Annotated in this window: 14 protein-coding genes and 2 pseudogenes; 11 read left to right on the top strand and 5 right to left on the bottom strand. The window is 59.8% G+C overall.

Annotated features, from left to right (window positions below; all coding sequences use genetic code 11):
- Together KAY22_RS16310 and KAY22_RS16305 are read right to left on the bottom strand one after the other, a co-directional pair.
- Positions 1 to 583, bottom strand: a 583-nt coding sequence (locus KAY22_RS16310) for a hypothetical protein (RefSeq protein WP_296624415.1), incomplete at its 3' end; no start/stop codon positions are given.
- The gene (locus tag KAY22_RS16305) at positions 580 to 1,215 is read right to left on the bottom strand and encodes a hypothetical protein (protein ID WP_006022649.1); all 636 of its coding nucleotides are present in this window, start codon (positions 1,213 to 1,215) and stop codon (positions 580 to 582) included. The genes KAY22_RS16305 and KAY22_RS16310, both read right to left, overlap by 4 nt.
- 93 nt (positions 1,216 to 1,308) lie before the next feature.
- Between KAY22_RS16305 and KAY22_RS16300 the strand changes: the two genes are divergently transcribed.
- The 10 genes and pseudogenes from KAY22_RS16300 to KAY22_RS16250 all read left to right on the top strand — a co-directional run bounded on the left by KAY22_RS16300 (position 1,309) and on the right by KAY22_RS16250 (position 11,398).
- Complete coding sequence (locus KAY22_RS16300) at positions 1,309 to 1,863, top strand: hypothetical protein (protein ID WP_006022650.1); 555 nt, start codon at positions 1,309 to 1,311, stop codon at positions 1,861 to 1,863.
- A 9-nt stretch (positions 1,864 to 1,872) separates the two neighbouring features.
- Entirely contained in the window at positions 1,873 to 2,799 is a 927-nt protein-coding gene (locus KAY22_RS16295; protein WP_006022651.1) for a hypothetical protein, read from the top strand.
- Positions 2,800 to 2,850: 51 nt separating this feature from the next.
- Positions 2,851 to 4,245, top strand: coding sequence for a hypothetical protein (locus tag KAY22_RS16290; RefSeq protein WP_006022652.1), 1,395 nt, complete (start codon positions 2,851 to 2,853; stop codon positions 4,243 to 4,245).
- Between the two features lie 10 nt (positions 4,246 to 4,255).
- On the top strand, positions 4,256 to 4,975 hold the full coding sequence (locus KAY22_RS16285; protein ID WP_024337235.1) for a phage exclusion protein Lit family protein: 720 nt from the start codon (positions 4,256 to 4,258) through the stop codon (positions 4,973 to 4,975).
- Positions 4,966 to 5,223 carry a hypothetical protein gene (locus KAY22_RS16280; RefSeq protein ID WP_006022654.1) on the top strand — a complete coding sequence of 86 codons (258 nt, stop codon included), beginning with the start codon at positions 4,966 to 4,968 and terminating at the stop codon, positions 5,221 to 5,223. The genes KAY22_RS16285 and KAY22_RS16280 overlap by 10 nt, the downstream gene beginning before the upstream one ends.
- 18 nt (positions 5,224 to 5,241) lie before the next feature.
- Positions 5,242 to 5,745 (top strand): GIY-YIG nuclease family protein, encoded by a 504-nt coding sequence (locus tag KAY22_RS16275; protein WP_006022655.1) that lies wholly within the window; start codon positions 5,242 to 5,244, stop codon positions 5,743 to 5,745.
- Between the two features lie 316 nt (positions 5,746 to 6,061).
- Positions 6,062 to 6,332: pseudogene (locus KAY22_RS27955) on the top strand (ArdC-like ssDNA-binding domain-containing protein).
- Positions 6,333 to 6,388: 56 nt separating this feature from the next.
- Positions 6,389 to 8,179 (top strand): SIR2 family protein, encoded by a 1,791-nt coding sequence (locus KAY22_RS16260; protein ID WP_006022656.1) that lies wholly within the window; start codon positions 6,389 to 6,391, stop codon positions 8,177 to 8,179.
- A gap of 39 nt (positions 8,180 to 8,218) precedes the next feature.
- Positions 8,219 to 10,084: a hypothetical protein gene (locus tag KAY22_RS16255; protein WP_006022657.1), complete on the top strand. Its 1,866-nt coding sequence runs from the start codon at positions 8,219 to 8,221 to the stop codon at positions 10,082 to 10,084.
- 39 nt (positions 10,085 to 10,123) lie between these two features.
- The gene (locus tag KAY22_RS16250) at positions 10,124 to 11,398 is read left to right on the top strand and encodes a DUF4238 domain-containing protein (protein ID WP_006022658.1); all 1,275 of its coding nucleotides are present in this window, start codon (positions 10,124 to 10,126) and stop codon (positions 11,396 to 11,398) included.
- Between the two features lie 385 nt (positions 11,399 to 11,783).
- Here the strand turns inward: KAY22_RS16250 and KAY22_RS16245 are convergent, their stop codons facing one another.
- Complete coding sequence (locus KAY22_RS16245; RefSeq protein ID WP_296624414.1) at positions 11,784 to 11,981, bottom strand: hypothetical protein; 198 nt, start codon at positions 11,979 to 11,981, stop codon at positions 11,784 to 11,786.
- A gap of 77 nt (positions 11,982 to 12,058) precedes the next feature.
- Between KAY22_RS16245 and KAY22_RS16240 the strand changes: the two genes are divergently transcribed.
- On the top strand, positions 12,059 to 12,892 hold the full coding sequence (locus KAY22_RS16240) for a DUF2971 domain-containing protein (RefSeq protein ID WP_006022660.1): 834 nt from the start codon (positions 12,059 to 12,061) through the stop codon (positions 12,890 to 12,892).
- Positions 12,893 to 12,942: 50 nt separating this feature from the next.
- Here the strand turns inward: KAY22_RS16240 and KAY22_RS16235 are convergent, their stop codons facing one another.
- Together KAY22_RS16235 and KAY22_RS16230 are read right to left on the bottom strand one after the other, a co-directional pair.
- Positions 12,943 to 13,545 (bottom strand): hypothetical protein, encoded by a 603-nt coding sequence (locus KAY22_RS16235; RefSeq protein ID WP_006022661.1) that lies wholly within the window; start codon positions 13,543 to 13,545, stop codon positions 12,943 to 12,945.
- Positions 13,546 to 13,982: 437 nt separating this feature from the next.
- Positions 13,983 to 14,230, bottom strand: a pseudogene (locus KAY22_RS16230) (hypothetical protein); the annotation flags it as partial.

Genomic DNA, 14,230 nt, shown 5'->3' with positions numbered 1-14,230 from the left:
GGCTGTAGCCCTCCGGCGTCGCGGCGATCGACCCATAGCCTTCGCCGGGATCGGATAGGCATAGCGTCCAGCCGCCGGTCCGCGACAGAACCTCGAAATAGCGCGCGAAGGGGCTGTCGAGATCGACCGGCCCCATCCTGCGCCCCTTCTTAATGAGAAGCTCCGAACGCTTTACGAAACTCGCCACTTTCGGCGCCACATATCCAAGATGGGTTTCGCGATAGCCGAAGAAGTTCACCCGCTTCGGCTCGGACAGGCACCAAACGACCGTCGCGCCACCCGCAATCGCGGCCTCCATCTCCTTGCGTCGGTCCTCGCCATCGAAGGCGGAGTCGAGGTCGTAGCGGTCATTCTGCCCCTTCAGCTTGCCCAGCTCGTAAAGTTCGTTCGAAAACTCTCCGGCCTTACCGAACAGAAAATGCGTGTAGCTCTCCGGATTGATGATGATCGTGTCGTATTCGTAGAGCGGATAGGCCGCCCGCTCTCGATCGACATCGGGCTGGCAGAGCCCGAGATTTTCGATCTCCACGCCATCGATCTTGTCGCCGGTGTAAGTCAGCCCGACAGTCAGCACCCGTTTCACGTGTCGTTCCTTTCCGCCGCCTGCTTGGCCGCCTCTCTAGCTTTCACTTCCAAAACCTCGCCGCGGCTGCCGACGAGCGCGATCTCGATGCCGGCCAAGGCGCACCGCGGCGCGAGCCGCTCGGCCAGGCGCAAGGTGCCGTCCGTCAGCGGAACCACGGCCACCTGACGCCCCTGCGATGGCGTGGCCATCAGCAGGCCTACGGTCTCGCAAAGACCCCGGTAGAGCCGCGACAACTGGCCTGGATGCCGCGCGTTGATAATGCCGCCCTTGCATTCGGCCGAGATGACGTGGTCGCCGATATTCGCGACGACATCACCGAGCCCGGACTTCGGGTTGACGGTGATCGTCTGGCCCGCCGGATTTCGATAGACTCCGCCATAGGCGGTGCTACCGACGCCGGAGACCTTGGTGAACGCTCGCCGCCCCAGCCAGCCCGCGAAATCGAACTGCTTTCCGTGCTCGCCGTCGGGATGGACACGGACGTCCCGTGCGCCCTGCGTGCGGAGCAAGTGCATCGCGTAGGCGACCATCACCGCGCCCTCATACAGATGATGTTCGTGGGCGCCGTCCGATTTTCCGGCGCGGTTCGGCGGCGGCTCGAGCGCCGTCACGAGATCCTCGAAATCCAATCCAGCCTCCCCGCGATATCTGCGGACGCGCAGCGCGCACCATTGACAGGAGCTTATAACCGGCCATATTTGCCCGGTAAAGGAAGGCCTGTCATGTTTACCTATAGCCCCGAAAAATTTGCGTCGCTCTACGCCTCCGAACTTGGCCAGCGCATCTGGGCCTTTCTCACGCGGCCCGAAAACGTCGCCCGCCTGGAGACCGCGTCCGAACTCGGCAAGCCCGCGGTCGAAGGCATCGAGGAGCAGCTCCTGGCGGAATTCCGCGAGGAGGTCTTGGCCGACCGCGTGAAGCAGATGGTCGGCCATATGGTGCGGCAGATCCTGGAGCAGCGAGATTGGGTGCTCGACCAGACCGATGTGAAAGTTCAGTCGGTGCCCTTCAGCAAGGCGGCACGCTATCGCCGGCCTGACTGGTTCACCTTTCACGCCTTCCGCAACAGCAGTGATCCGCGCGACGTCGTTATCACCGATCGCCGGCAAAATCCGACGCTGCCGAACGGCGCGCGCTGGACCTTCTACGCTACCTTCGCCAGCCCGCTAAAAGCGGCGGTGGCGTTCGGCGTCAACGACATCAAGCAGCTTCGTCAGCAGGTCCATTCGCACGGCTTCCACCGTGTTCGCATCGAGCGGATGCTGCGCCGGGCATGAGACGAGCAGATGATGACTGATCTATTCGATGTCGACGGCGCCAATCTCGATCGCGGGTTTGAAAACCTGAAAGCCGCCGAGCTTCCGATCGAGCAGCAGCTTCACGCCATGCTGCAAGAGATGTGGGGGCGTTACGAGCCTTATGCCGACCCCGACTTTCGGCAGGGTTTCGCACGCGATGTCGATGGCCGATTTTGGGAGATGTATCTGGGCTGCACGCTGCTCGAGGCGGGCCGCACCCTGCTTCCCGTCGTCGAGCGCCAGCGCGAAGGCGGTCAGCCGGACCTCTGCGTCCTGGAAGATGGCCGCCGAATCTGGATCGAGGCCATTACCCCAGATGAAGGCGCACCGGGTCCTGACCAGATCGTGCGTCCGGTCCCCCTCAACGAGGGCGGCGGCCTCTTCGCCGCACCGATCCGTCAGGCGCAGTTGCGCACGTCCGGGGCGTTCTGGACCAAGGCGCAGAGGATCGCGCGCTATCTCGAACAGGGTGTGATCGGCCCGGAAGACACGAGGATCATCGCGATCAGTGCGAGCCGCTTCGGCGTCTATGTCGCCGACCAGCCGTTGCCGCTGATCATGACCACGTTATTTCCGATCGGAGATGCCTACATCACCATCGATCGCGAGACCGGCAACGTCGTTGACGAAGGATTTCACCCGGCCCCCTTCATCGACCGCGAACGCAATCCGATCCCGCGCACGGCGTTTCTCGACGAGCGTTTCGCTGACATCTCAGGTGTGATCTGGTCGCGCGTTGGCCTCGGCAACCTCTCGCGTCGAAGCCGCCCGCTGACCTATGTCCACAACCCCTTGGCGCAGGTTCCGCTGGCGACAAGCTGGGGCGTCTGGGATCGCGAGTTCGTCATCACGCCGCGCGGCGACGAGTGGGAGGCCAACGACATTCTGGCGCAAGCCGCAGCGGAGGCATCATGACGATGCGCCCGAGTGCCCGCGTCTGGCGCCTTCCGTTCCGTGAGGTTGATCATGGCCGTCGGCGATGAGCAGCGACTGATCACGCCGATCAGCCAGCGGCAGTTTGAGCTCTATGCGCTGTCGCTCGAACGTGGGCCCAATTTTGATCCCGCGCAGATCTTCGGGAGCTATCAAGCCGGACACGGCAGCGCGAGCGGCTGCATCCTCCTCGATCCGGAGCGCGGGACCTTCACCGCCCTGGCCTTGCGCAGGCGTGTCGATCATCGCTGGGTCCGCGTCGATGAAGGCGGCCCCTATCCCACTCCCGAAGCCGCGCTGGATCAGCTCACCATCAGCATGCGCGCTGGCGAGCCGCCCGAGCCATTGCCGCCGGGCGCACGGCGACGGCCGCTTCTGCTGAAGACCGGATCGCGAGGCACATCGCCGGAGTTCGACCTGCTGACGAGCACGATCAGCCATTTCCCGGCGCTGATGGCGGTCGGCGAATGCTACCTCGCGCTTCCCAATCCGGATGCCAATTTCGTCCCCGATCTGCAGACCAGCAATTTCGCGTCCCGCCTCTTCGAACTCTATCTTCTTGCCTGCTTCCGCGAGCAAGGCCTGATCGTCCGGCAGAAGCATGTCTCACCGGACTTCCTGATCGAGAACGATGGCGCCGCCTGCTGGATCGAAGCCGTGACCGCGAATTCCGAGACGCCCCGCTCCGGCGGGATCGGGGACTGGGTGCATGCTCCGGTCGATCGAAATGAACGCTTAACCGGCGCGCCAGCTGAGCGCTTCGCCAAGACGCTGCGCGGCAAGCTTCAGCGCAACTATCATGAGCTGGATCATGTAAAGGGGATACCCTTCGCTCTGGCGATCGCTGACTTCTATGAATCCGGCTCGATGGTTTGGAGCCGCGAGGCTTTGCCGACCTATCTCTACGGCCTGCGGGCAGATGTCGAAGGCGAAGGCGCCGGGCGACGTGCGATCGGCACGCCGATCAACAATCTTACGGGCAGGCACGGCATTCCGGCCGGGCTATTCCGCGATCCCGACTTCGCTCACCTCTCTGCCGTCATCTTCAGCAACGCGGCGACGCTCGCCAAATTCAACCGCATGGGCTTTCTCGCTGGATGGCGGCCGCCGGGCCTCACGATGACCCGCCGCGGCATTCTCTTCGACCGAACGCCGGGCGCGCTGGAGCCCATTGATTTCGATCTGTCGGTCGACAGCGCCGAATACCAAGCGCTCTGGCCTTGGGGCGAAGCCTGGTGTCAGGAACTGGAGGTCTTTCACAACCCACAGGCGACGCACCCCATTCCCTTCGATCTCATACCCGGCGCGACCCATTGGTTCGAGCGCGGCGGCGACGTCGAGTGCAACACCATGTGGGCGAACTCGGTCATTTCATCGATCACTCATCTGCGCATGGCCGGCGCGCAAGGCGAAAGCGAGCGGCCATGATCTGCCCGCCATGCATGCGTCGCCGTCCTCGCCCATCAAAGGAGCATCGTTGAACATGGAAACGGAACCATCCGACCGGACCATCGTCCTCCATCTCCTGCGCGGGGCTGTACCCGAGCGCGCCGACGAGATCAGCGGCCTATGGAGCCAGTATGGTCATGGTGTGGAAGTCGCGCCGAGCACCAAGGGCGTGACGATGAAGGCCGATGACAAGCGCATCCAGTTCGACACCAAGACGATCGACTTTTTCTGGCTGCTCGGCTTCAGCGCATGGCGTGCCATCGAGGTGTATTCGCCGGCCCTGCTGGTGGCGACATGGACCGGAATGCCGCTTGATCAGGCCCTCAAGATCGATGCCGAACGGGGGCAATACGAATTCGATTACAAGCAGCGCGTCAGCACCGCTCAATCGCTCATCGCGGCCGAACAGACCGCACAGATTTCCTGGCCTGCGGACATCCCCGAGCCGACCGCTGACCGCGACAGCTTGGGAGATGTCCAGCACAAGACGATGTTCGACCTCGTCGCGTTTGCCCTGGCCTTCGCGCTGCTGCACGAATTCCGGCACGTCATGTATTGCGCCGACAAGAGCGCACCGTCGACACTGCCCGAGGAGGAAATCGGCTGCGATAACTGGGCCCGCGAGTTCATGACCAGCGGCCTCGCCGCCTATGCGAAGGAGCATAGGACAACTACGCTCAAGTCCAGCAGAAGCGCGCGATGGGAATAGCGCTCGCCGCCGTGATCATCCATGCGATGACGCCGACCCACGCGCATTGGGGCAATCGGCAGTATCCACCGATCGCCGAGCGGCTGACGGCGATGATCGGAGGCTACAATCTGCCGCCCGGCTCGTCCTTCTGGCCCTTCACGGCCTGCCTTTTGATCACGCTGATGAGGCAGGAGGGCCGGCCGCTCGACATCATCGCGTACTCAAATCAGGAAATGGTCGAGGCCCTGCTCGACCGGCTCCGTTGACGCTGCGGGGAGCGCGACGTGCCGGTCTATTTCATTGGCGAAGATGAAAACGGATGCTCCCCGATCAAGATCGGCGTGGCGAAGAACATCGAGGCGCGCCAGCGCAACCTCCACACGGGGAATCCTTTGGAGCTGCGACTGCTCGGGTGGATCGAAGCGACCGACGCCTTCCAGCTTGAACGAGAGCTGCACAAGCATTTTGGATCGACCCATGTGCGTGGAGAATGGTTCGACATCGAGCCGGGTGACATCCTGGCCATTCTCAAGCGCGCCGGCCGCGCTGGATTTGTCGCCAAGAACGCCGATGCTTTCCAGATCGTCGGTTATGATCGCGACGCCATTCCCGAATACCTCGGCGTGTGGGAATGGGCCGATCTGGAAATCGACGAATGCTGCCCGTTCTGCGGATGTCTATGCGGCATGCATTTTCAGGAAGCCTCGCAGATGTACTATTGCATCCGATGCGACACGCTGACCGACTTTTCCGAGCTCGATCCGCGTGAGTATCCGCCGGACGAGTGATGTCCTGAAAGGCGGAAAGATGCCAATCCTGAGAAGCTGAAACCCGGCTTTGCGCTTCTGAGGGGAACGCCATCCCCTGCGGCCGGCCTTCGTCTCAGCCGCCCCCTTTTGCGGGGAGCCCCCGCAACGCCCCCTTCAGAGTGAGAGTGCGGACCGGCTTCGCCGTGACGGGTTGAGGGCTGAAAGAGGGGCCCCGGCGCCGGTCGCGGAGATCGGTGATGTCCAGAAAGACCTGACAAGCTCGGGCTGGCCAGGACCGGGCGAGCTATACGATGAACTTACCGACAATATCATCGCAGAACTTGAGGCCGGGCGCGTGCCTGGGTCCAACCTTGGAGGACGGCGGCTGCGAAGGCGCCACTTGCCAAACGCCGCGACCGGGCGGAATTATTCCGGGATCAACGTGCTGATCCTTTGGAGCGCCGCGGCACGGCTTTTCGGGCCAGAGCGGGCCCACCTTCCGCCAGGCGCTCGCGCTCGGCGGCAATGTCCGCAACGGCGAGCGCGGCACGTCCGTCGTGTACGCCGACCGATTCGTACCCGACGACGAGAAGCGGCGCGCCCGAGCAGGCGCGAGCGGCGATTGATTGCTGCGCAATCTTGCTATGCTCGGACCCTTCCCTCCTAGTGATTCGCGCCTGCCATGAGCATTTTATCAAGCGATCCGATTACTCAGCTCGCATTCTCGATGTTCGAGAGCAAGGGTGTCTATGCTTTGCTTCTCGGCTCTGGTCTCTCTCGTGCAGCCGGGATTCCAACTGGATGGGAAATCACTTTGGACCTAGTTCGACGAGTCGCGCTCGCGCAAGGCGTCAAGAATCAGTCCGATTGGGCGACGTGGTATCGCAAAACGTATGGTGCGGAACCCGATTATTCAGCGATTCTAGCAGGACTGGCGGCCTCGCCTGCCGAACGGCGATCCATCTTACATTCGTACATCGAGCCTGACGAAGACGATCGTGCAGAGGGTAAGAAACTTCCGACAGCCGCGCACCATGCAATCGCGGGCCTGGTTCGCGACGGGTATGTCCGAGTGATACTAACGACCAATTTCGATCGGCTATTAGAAAATGCACTGCGAGAAGTTGGCGTTGAGCCAACTGTCGTCACCTCCGTCGACAGCTTGTCAGGAGCCGAGCCGCTCACACATAGCCCGTGCTACGTGCTGAAGCTTCATGGTGACTACAAGGATGCACGCATCCTGAATACCGACGAAGAGTTAGGCGTGTATCCGCCGCAATACGATGCGCTGCTCGACCGCATTTTGGATGAGCACGGTCTTATAGTTTGCGGTTGGTCAGGCGAGTGGGATGACGCGCTACGGGCAGCATTGTTGCGCGCTCCTAACAGGCGTTACCCTACTTTCTGGAGCATACGGGGGAAAGTTGGGAGCGGCGCAGAGCCCATCATCAGTCAGCGTAAGGCTGTGACCATTCCGGTTGCCGACGCCGATAGCTTTTTTCTGAAGTTGGCCGAGCTGGTGAAAACACTCGCCGAGACTCGGAAGCAGAGTCCGCTGACGATTGATATCCTCGTCGGCTCTATCAAGCGGTACGTTGCGAGGCCGGAATTTCGCATTCGACTCGATGAAGTCATCACACAGGAAGTTAACAAGCTTTTCGACCGCCTCGACGCGAAGGAGCTCTCTCCGCAGGGTGTGTGGTCCGTTGAGGAATTCCGCCGACGCCTTAAACTCTATGAGGCCACTACCGAGCCGCTCGCGAAAGCCTTTGGTGTTCTCGGACGATGGGGGGATGACGCCGAGCTTGCACTCATTGCCGATACGATCCGCGGCGTCGTTGCCAGGGCGAACAAGGTGGGCAGCGGCCTGAATATATGGCTTGATCTAAGGACGTATCCGGCCGTTCTGCTCATGACTGCATATGGGCTCGGACTTGCGAGAGCAGAGCGTTGGAAGACCTTGCATGACCTGTTTTCTCTCTCGATGCCTAGGGACGAGCGGGACCCAAAACGTCTCGTGAATTCGCTCTTCCTGTGGGACTGGAGGGGGTCAGACGACAATCTCTGGAATAACGTTGAAGGTTTCACGACAGGCAACAACCGCCGAAAAACACCACTCAGCGACCATCTATTCGACGTATCCTTCGAGTGGGGCACGGCGTTTTTGGGCGTCCCCACAGACAATGCTCTGCTGTTCGATCGTTTTGAGGCGCTGGGGGCGTTGGTCCACCTTGAAGAGAACAGTGAAAGGGCACTGAAGGATCAACTGGAGAACGGCGACAGGAAGGCTAGGATGTCTGTCGGTCGCATCGGCTGGCGAAGCGAGGGGCGACGCTCAATAGAACACGAGCTGAAATCAACTCCTACCAGGCAACAACTGCTTAAAGCAGGGTTCGCATTGGGCAGTGAAGCATACCTCGATCTATTCTTGGAAAACCTATCACGGGTAGCACGATGGATGGAGTGGCGCTGACACTCCACCTGGCGATACCGGCCAGGGAGCAGCCGGACGATGTCTATACGCCTGAGAGAACTGTTTGCCTGTACGGAGCAAGGCGGCGCTTTCGTCGCCGAATCTGCCGATGGTCGACTCCTGCATATTGGCGAGGTGCCCTCCGGGCTCGCCTGCAACTGCGTCTGTCCCGGCTGCGGAAGGCGGATGGTTGCGAAAAAGGGAGATGTGCAGGCCCACCATTTTGCGCACAATGCTCAGCAAGATGGCCGGTCATGCGCGTCCGCCGGCGAGACGGCCCTGCATAAGTTTGCGAAACTCATTTTGGATGAGCGCCTGGAAATTACTTTGCCAGCGCAGGTCGTGGAGGAGCAGAAGGATCGCGAAGTTGTTGTCCGGGCGGCGAAGCGTACTTTCGATCGAGCGATCCTAGAAACCAAAGATGGGCAGATCGTTCCCGACGTCGTGCTGCTCTTACGCGATCGCAGGCTCATCGTAGAATTCAAGGTCACTCATCCGTGCGACTCAATAAAAATCGCCCGGATCCAAGCGATGGATGTCGGCGCAATCGAGATCGACCTCTCCCAGTACCGCGACCACAAGCTCAGCGAGATCGGAGACCGGATACTTTACGACGCGCCGCGAACATGGCTGCACAATCCGCGGGAACGTGAAGCGCGCGCACGCCTCGAAGTGAGAGCGCTACAGCGAGCAGAGGAGAGGCGGACGCAAATCGAAAATTACCGCGGCTCCTATCGCCATCGTTCACCGTCAGAATCCCCGGGAAGCGGGGCATGCGAATCTTCGGCCCGGAAAAACGGCCTCGCCGACCTCATCAATCTGCCGGTATATGGGGCTGGTTGCTTCACAGTGGCCGTTGCGGAATGGCAAGCGGCTATTCTGGAAGCATTGCTCGCTCCAACGAAAACGCCTTTCCGAACTCGAAATGGGCTCGCGGCACTCCGAAGCAGACGATGGCTCGACTCATCGTTTGCTGACATTTCGGACGAAATCGTATGTGGGGTGCGAGCGGCCGGGATTCCGTTCAACTCCCCCTTCCAGGCCGTCGAAGCATATCTAACGCAACTCGAGCGCCTTGGCTTCGTTCATTCGGATCCGACTGAGATTTGGCGGCCCTCACATACGCTACAGGCACGGATCGATAAGGCGCGCGAGCTCCGCGCGCGACCGGTCAAGCGTACGCGCGAGCTCCGTCAATTAGTTGAGGAGCTGATTGCCACTCTTCCAGCGGATGAGACCGCTGCTTTCGTATTTGAACAATGGTGGAGTTCAATGCTCCCGGAACGCGGCCATTCACCTCGTGATGCGATCGACTTCGATGAAACGAAGTGGCGATCGCTCACGAACGACCTGGATAATATCGCGACGCAAATCCGGTTCTCGCCGCGAGAACGCTTAGACCTTTTTGGGCTTCCCTACCACGGCGCCCTGGCGCGCGCACTTGAGCGCAAGCATGCAGAAGAAGCCGAACGTCAACGCGCCAATCAAGCGAAAATCGAGGCAGATAAAGCTGCCCGCGTCGCCGATCTGCAGCATCGCGCGCTTCGACAGATCGGGAGAGAAGCGGAACTCTGGCTCGTGACGACAAACTCTAACACTGGGGGACGCCCTCCCATCGAGGTCGCTTTGGATAGCGAAGCTGGTCACGAGGATGCGGTCCGCGCGCTCCATTACCGAGCAAGAGAGATTGAGGTTCAGCATCGAGCAAGCGAGCGGAAGGCAAAAGCCGTGGCGGAGCTCGCCGCGCTCGCCCAATCCCGGTATTACGACGACGAGCGAGCTAATTTATGGATGCGAGGCAGGAGGCGGGAATTAGGTGGTAAATCGCCGGAGGAGTTCACGGTTGATGATGCTACCCGGCAGCGGTGTAGTGAGCTGCTACCTACGAAACGTTCGCGTCGATAGGAACTCGGATGTTCTGTGTCAATACACCGCATAGAGACAATGAACCGGCCTTCTAAAAAGCACCACTTCGTACCACAGGCGCAGCTTCGAAATTTCTCTGCGGACGCGGAGCGCCGTTTTCTCTATGTGCTCGACAAACAAACGGATCGATCATTCCGAACTTCGATCCTCAACGCTGGCTCAGAGAACGACTTCAACACCATCAGTCTCGGCGCCAGCAAGTGGAACTTCGAAGATCTGTTCCAGGAAGTCGACACCCGGTCGGCTTTGCTTATTGCGGAGATCCTCTCGCGCAAATCGCTAGCCTGGCTATCCGAGGATGATCGGCTTGCTTTGGCCGACTTGTTCGCCACCCAGATGCTTCGCACGCATTTCAGTCGAACCACGCGGGCGCACCTCGCTGATCGTCTTCGGGAGATCACACGGCAGCTCGGCTACGATCCGGATCAGAATCCGACCATGGCGACGCCCCCCGATGCAGCACTGCGCCTCGGCGCAGTACGGACATTCCTTGATCGCAGCGAGCAGGTCGTCGCGCTTCTGCGCCTGTATCCCGCCTTATACCGAGCAAACGGGGACCATCGGTTCATAATCTCTGATCATCCCACCGCAGTGATGAATGCTTTTCCCTATGGGGAACTCGGACTTACTTCGCACGGCATACTAGTCGTCCTGCCGATCTCACCAGAGATTATGATTGCCTTGCACTGCCCGACAATTGTGAAGCGCTATGAGTTCGCTGAACAAGCGAGTCTCGAGGCAGATCAAAAGGAGCGAGTGTTCCGATACAGAGACGGCCTCAGGTCCGGCAATCCGATCGATATTGATGAAGATGCGGTCCTGTTCCTCAATCATCAGCAAACGGTTCATAGTGCGCGGTACCTCTACGCGGCCACCGACACATTCGATCGCGCGCGTGAAGCGTTGGAACAGCAACCTCACCTTCGGTCCGTCACGACACACCTTACGTTCGGCGAAATGGGACGGCCGTCTAAACGACATTCAGAGATGCAATCGGGAATACACCTCGTAGTACGCGGTCCTGCCGATCACGGGATCCTCACAATCGAGGAAATCGATCCTTCCGGAGAAGGGATCACCGCTCGGACCGGCCAGATCACATTGTTAGCCCAAATGGCATCGGATCAGGGCATGCTCCGTGTCGAACTCTACGTCGATGGACGCCCCATGCGCACCTTGGGCGCTGCCATGGTGGAGCCTCTTGGAAACACAGCCGATGGCTGGTTCCGCGTAGTTCACCGCGATGCCAGTTTGAGAGAGTTAGGCAAGCGTCTCGATCGCAACCGCTTGTAGCCTTCCATTTCCGGCGAGCAGGTCCCCGATATCAAACTTCGAGCAGTTGGCAGCACAGGCCTGTTCCACAGCATGCAGCGCAACCTCTCACGTCAAAAGCACTAGGTGACAATACAAGCGTCCGCGAGCCGCGCTTCCTCGTCCATCCGATTTGCACGCTACAGCACTCTGGACTTGGGGGCGGCATCAGGGGACCCTTTGTTTGGCATCGTAGACAATTTAGATCGATGCATGGCAATTGGGTTACGCGTAGATGGCGCCGAAACGGGTCAGCAGGAATCTCGTCAGCCACCACAACGGTAGGTCTTCTGGCGAGCCCGCACCGACAGCGTCGCGCCATGGATATGCGCATCTCACTCAGCGCGGTTTTGATCTTATCGGGGGATCATCGAAGCGCTTGCAGGGACTCATGGTTGAGAGTGATAACAACAAGCGGCGCCGGCTCGTCGAGTTCAAGGATGGTTGCCGCTATGGCAAATTTGGAAGAACTAAAGCTTATGAGCTGATCGCCCACGAGAGGATCAGGGCCTACAAGATGGGGGGCAAGACCATGATTGATCTCAACAGCATAGATGAATATCATGCTTCGCTGCCGAGGGTCGAAACGAGAGCAAGCTAGGCCGCCGATCTGCGCAGCCGCTAAGTCCTCACACTGCTGCCATGACCGAAAACACCGATAATGCTCCGTTCGACCCCGCGCTGGGGGCCATCGAACCGCACGCCGGAACGCTGACCGCACCGCCGGACGGGCAACAGCTTTACAAAATCATGACGATTGAGAACCTGCTCCGGTCGGTGAGCGGCGGATACCTCTATTTCAACCGGGTCGATAGCTACAAGGACTTCCGGAATGCCGACGGGCATGACGGTGAGCAGTTGCAACAAGATCGCGCCGCCAATGAGGCCGCCAAGTTCGAAAGGGCACCCGATTTCTCTGGGGCGGACTATTATGACCGCTGCCGAAACCGGACCTATGCGTGCTGCTTCTCGCTGGAGAACTCCGACTACATCTGGCACGAGTACGGGAACGGCAGCGCACATGGTAAAGTCGGCATCGCTTTCGATTTCGCGAAGCTGCGTGCCGTCATCAATGAGATCATGAGCGTCAGGAATGGACTGCTGTACCGGGGAAACGCCTGCAAGCAGATATTCTCCGTAAACTACGGAATCGTCGATTATTTGTCGTGGGAAGAGGTGCGGGAAAATATCGATCGGATGCCCAATCCGATCCGCTACACCTACGTCAAGGACAAGAGCTATGCTGATGAGCGCGAGTTGCGTATTTCGCTTTCGGCGATTGGCATGGGACATTTTGTCTTGGCCGATGGCACGAAAATGGAATTTGCCCCCGGACTCGAACTCGGCTTTGATTATCGAAAGGCCATGACAGATGGCACGATCACGGAGGTTTTTCCCGGCCCCGGCTGCGACCTCGATTTCCTCCGCGATGAACTCGGCAAGCTCGGCATCAAAGCGGTAGACGGCGCGGCCTAAAGGCTAGGCAGATAATCCAGCGGCACTTCGCCGCCGCTGTGCGTCCCAATCTATAGGTCTTGTTCGGGCGCCGGCTTCTTTAAACCGCGCGGCTCCAGTAATTCGGCGGGGGTTTCTTGCAGGCCACAGAATGCGCTTATCCGGTGATTACCGTCGAGGATGCTCAAGCCATCGGGAAGCCTTATCGCAACTAGCGGCTTTTCGAAGACGCCATTCTTCATCAGGTAATCGGCCCCCCTCTTGAATCGCCTCCCGGTCTCCTCATCAATGGTGCCGCTTGCTTTCTCCATCAATATCTGCGCCACAATGACCTTCGTACCCTGGCAGAGATTTGCAAAGCCACAGTCAGTCGTTTCGCGCTTCCAGCTAACCTCTCGCCACCATGAAAGGGGCCTGTATCCAAGGATGGCTGCCCATGCGTGATTGCCGAGCGGCTCCGGCGGCGGCCAACCCGTATCGCCAGCGCTGCGGTTTGCGAGGTAGAACAGCCACAGTTCAATGACTGCATCGGGCCAATGCGGAAGATAGCGCTTTATATCGGCTAGAGATACCTCCGGCGGTCGCCACTTCTTCTTCAGAATCTCGGCGAGTTCTATAGCTTCGAGCAGCGTTAAGCTCCACAATTCCTCGACGAGCTTCGGCACATCAGCCATGGCATGATCCTGCGGTCATGATTTCATTACCACTATCACGCAAACGCCAAACGGAGGCGCACGGCGGCTTTCTGCTTTCCGGTTGCCGACGTGCCCTCATCGTTAAGCAGGGTCGAGGCGATCGAGCGGAAGCCGCGGGCGTAGTGGTCGCTGCCGGCGCTTTCAGTGTTGGTCTGGCCAGGCGCAACCGACTCGCCCCGAAGTCGTTCAACACGAGGTACGTATCTCGCTCGGCATCGTGGGGCAAAGTGTAAAGACTACGCATGACAAGGCGCTCCCTTGACCTCGCGATATCAAGTTTGGGCGATCCTATCGGGATTCGAGTCGGAGCCGGGTTCGATTCCGGTCGTGGCGCTTGTGGAGACCAGAACGGCATGGGGCGCGCCTGCTGCCGGGGAGCCTGCTGGCTTATTTTTTGCCAGCGAGTACCGCGCGTCTCAGCTTGCTGGTATTTCTGCTGGTATCGGCAGCAATCCGTGACTAAAATCGCCATAAATTCGGATAGTTAAGGAAATAGGTGACTGCCGGCCAGGGTAGGCAGCGGGACCGAGTTGCGTTATCCGCATCAAAAATGCATCCGAATGGTGCCAAGTGTGCCCGGTTTCGTCGTGAGGCGGCGCCGGCAGGCGCCCATTCGGAAGGCGACGTTGCCAGTTCGGTTGCCCCTCCAGCGATGAGCCGTGAC

This window comes from Rhizorhabdus sp. (assembly GCF_018006725.1).
Lineage (GTDB): Bacteria > Pseudomonadota > Alphaproteobacteria > Sphingomonadales > Sphingomonadaceae > Rhizorhabdus.
The sequence above is the reverse complement of the archived record's forward strand: the minus strand, read 5'-3'. Positions and strand labels throughout refer to the sequence as shown.

Excerpts from the sequence above, each read along its gene's own strand:
- KAY22_RS16290 (WP_006022652.1), top strand. The coding sequence starts at position 2,851 with ATGGCCGTCGGCGATGAGCAGCGACTGATCACGCCGATCAGCCAGCGG.
- KAY22_RS16235 (WP_006022661.1), bottom strand. The coding sequence starts at position 13,545 with ATGGCTGATGTGCCGAAGCTCGTCGAGGAATTGTGGAGCTTAACGCTG.
- KAY22_RS16255 (WP_006022657.1), top strand. The coding sequence starts at position 8,219 with ATGTCTATACGCCTGAGAGAACTGTTTGCCTGTACGGAGCAAGGCGGC.
- KAY22_RS16280 (WP_006022654.1), top strand. The coding sequence starts at position 4,966 with ATGGGAATAGCGCTCGCCGCCGTGATCATCCATGCGATGACGCCGACC.
- KAY22_RS16245 (WP_296624414.1), bottom strand. The coding sequence starts at position 11,981 with ATGATATTCATCTATGCTGTTGAGATCAATCATGGTCTTGCCCCCCAT.
- KAY22_RS16240 (WP_006022660.1), top strand. The coding sequence starts at position 12,059 with ATGACCGAAAACACCGATAATGCTCCGTTCGACCCCGCGCTGGGGGCC.
- KAY22_RS16295 (WP_006022651.1), top strand. The coding sequence starts at position 1,873 with ATGATGACTGATCTATTCGATGTCGACGGCGCCAATCTCGATCGCGGG.
- KAY22_RS16250 (WP_006022658.1), top strand. The coding sequence starts at position 10,124 with ATGAACCGGCCTTCTAAAAAGCACCACTTCGTACCACAGGCGCAGCTT.
- KAY22_RS16300 (WP_006022650.1), top strand. The coding sequence starts at position 1,309 with ATGTTTACCTATAGCCCCGAAAAATTTGCGTCGCTCTACGCCTCCGAA.
- KAY22_RS16260 (WP_006022656.1), top strand. The coding sequence starts at position 6,389 with ATGAGCATTTTATCAAGCGATCCGATTACTCAGCTCGCATTCTCGATG.
- KAY22_RS16285 (WP_024337235.1), top strand. The coding sequence starts at position 4,256 with ATGCATGCGTCGCCGTCCTCGCCCATCAAAGGAGCATCGTTGAACATG.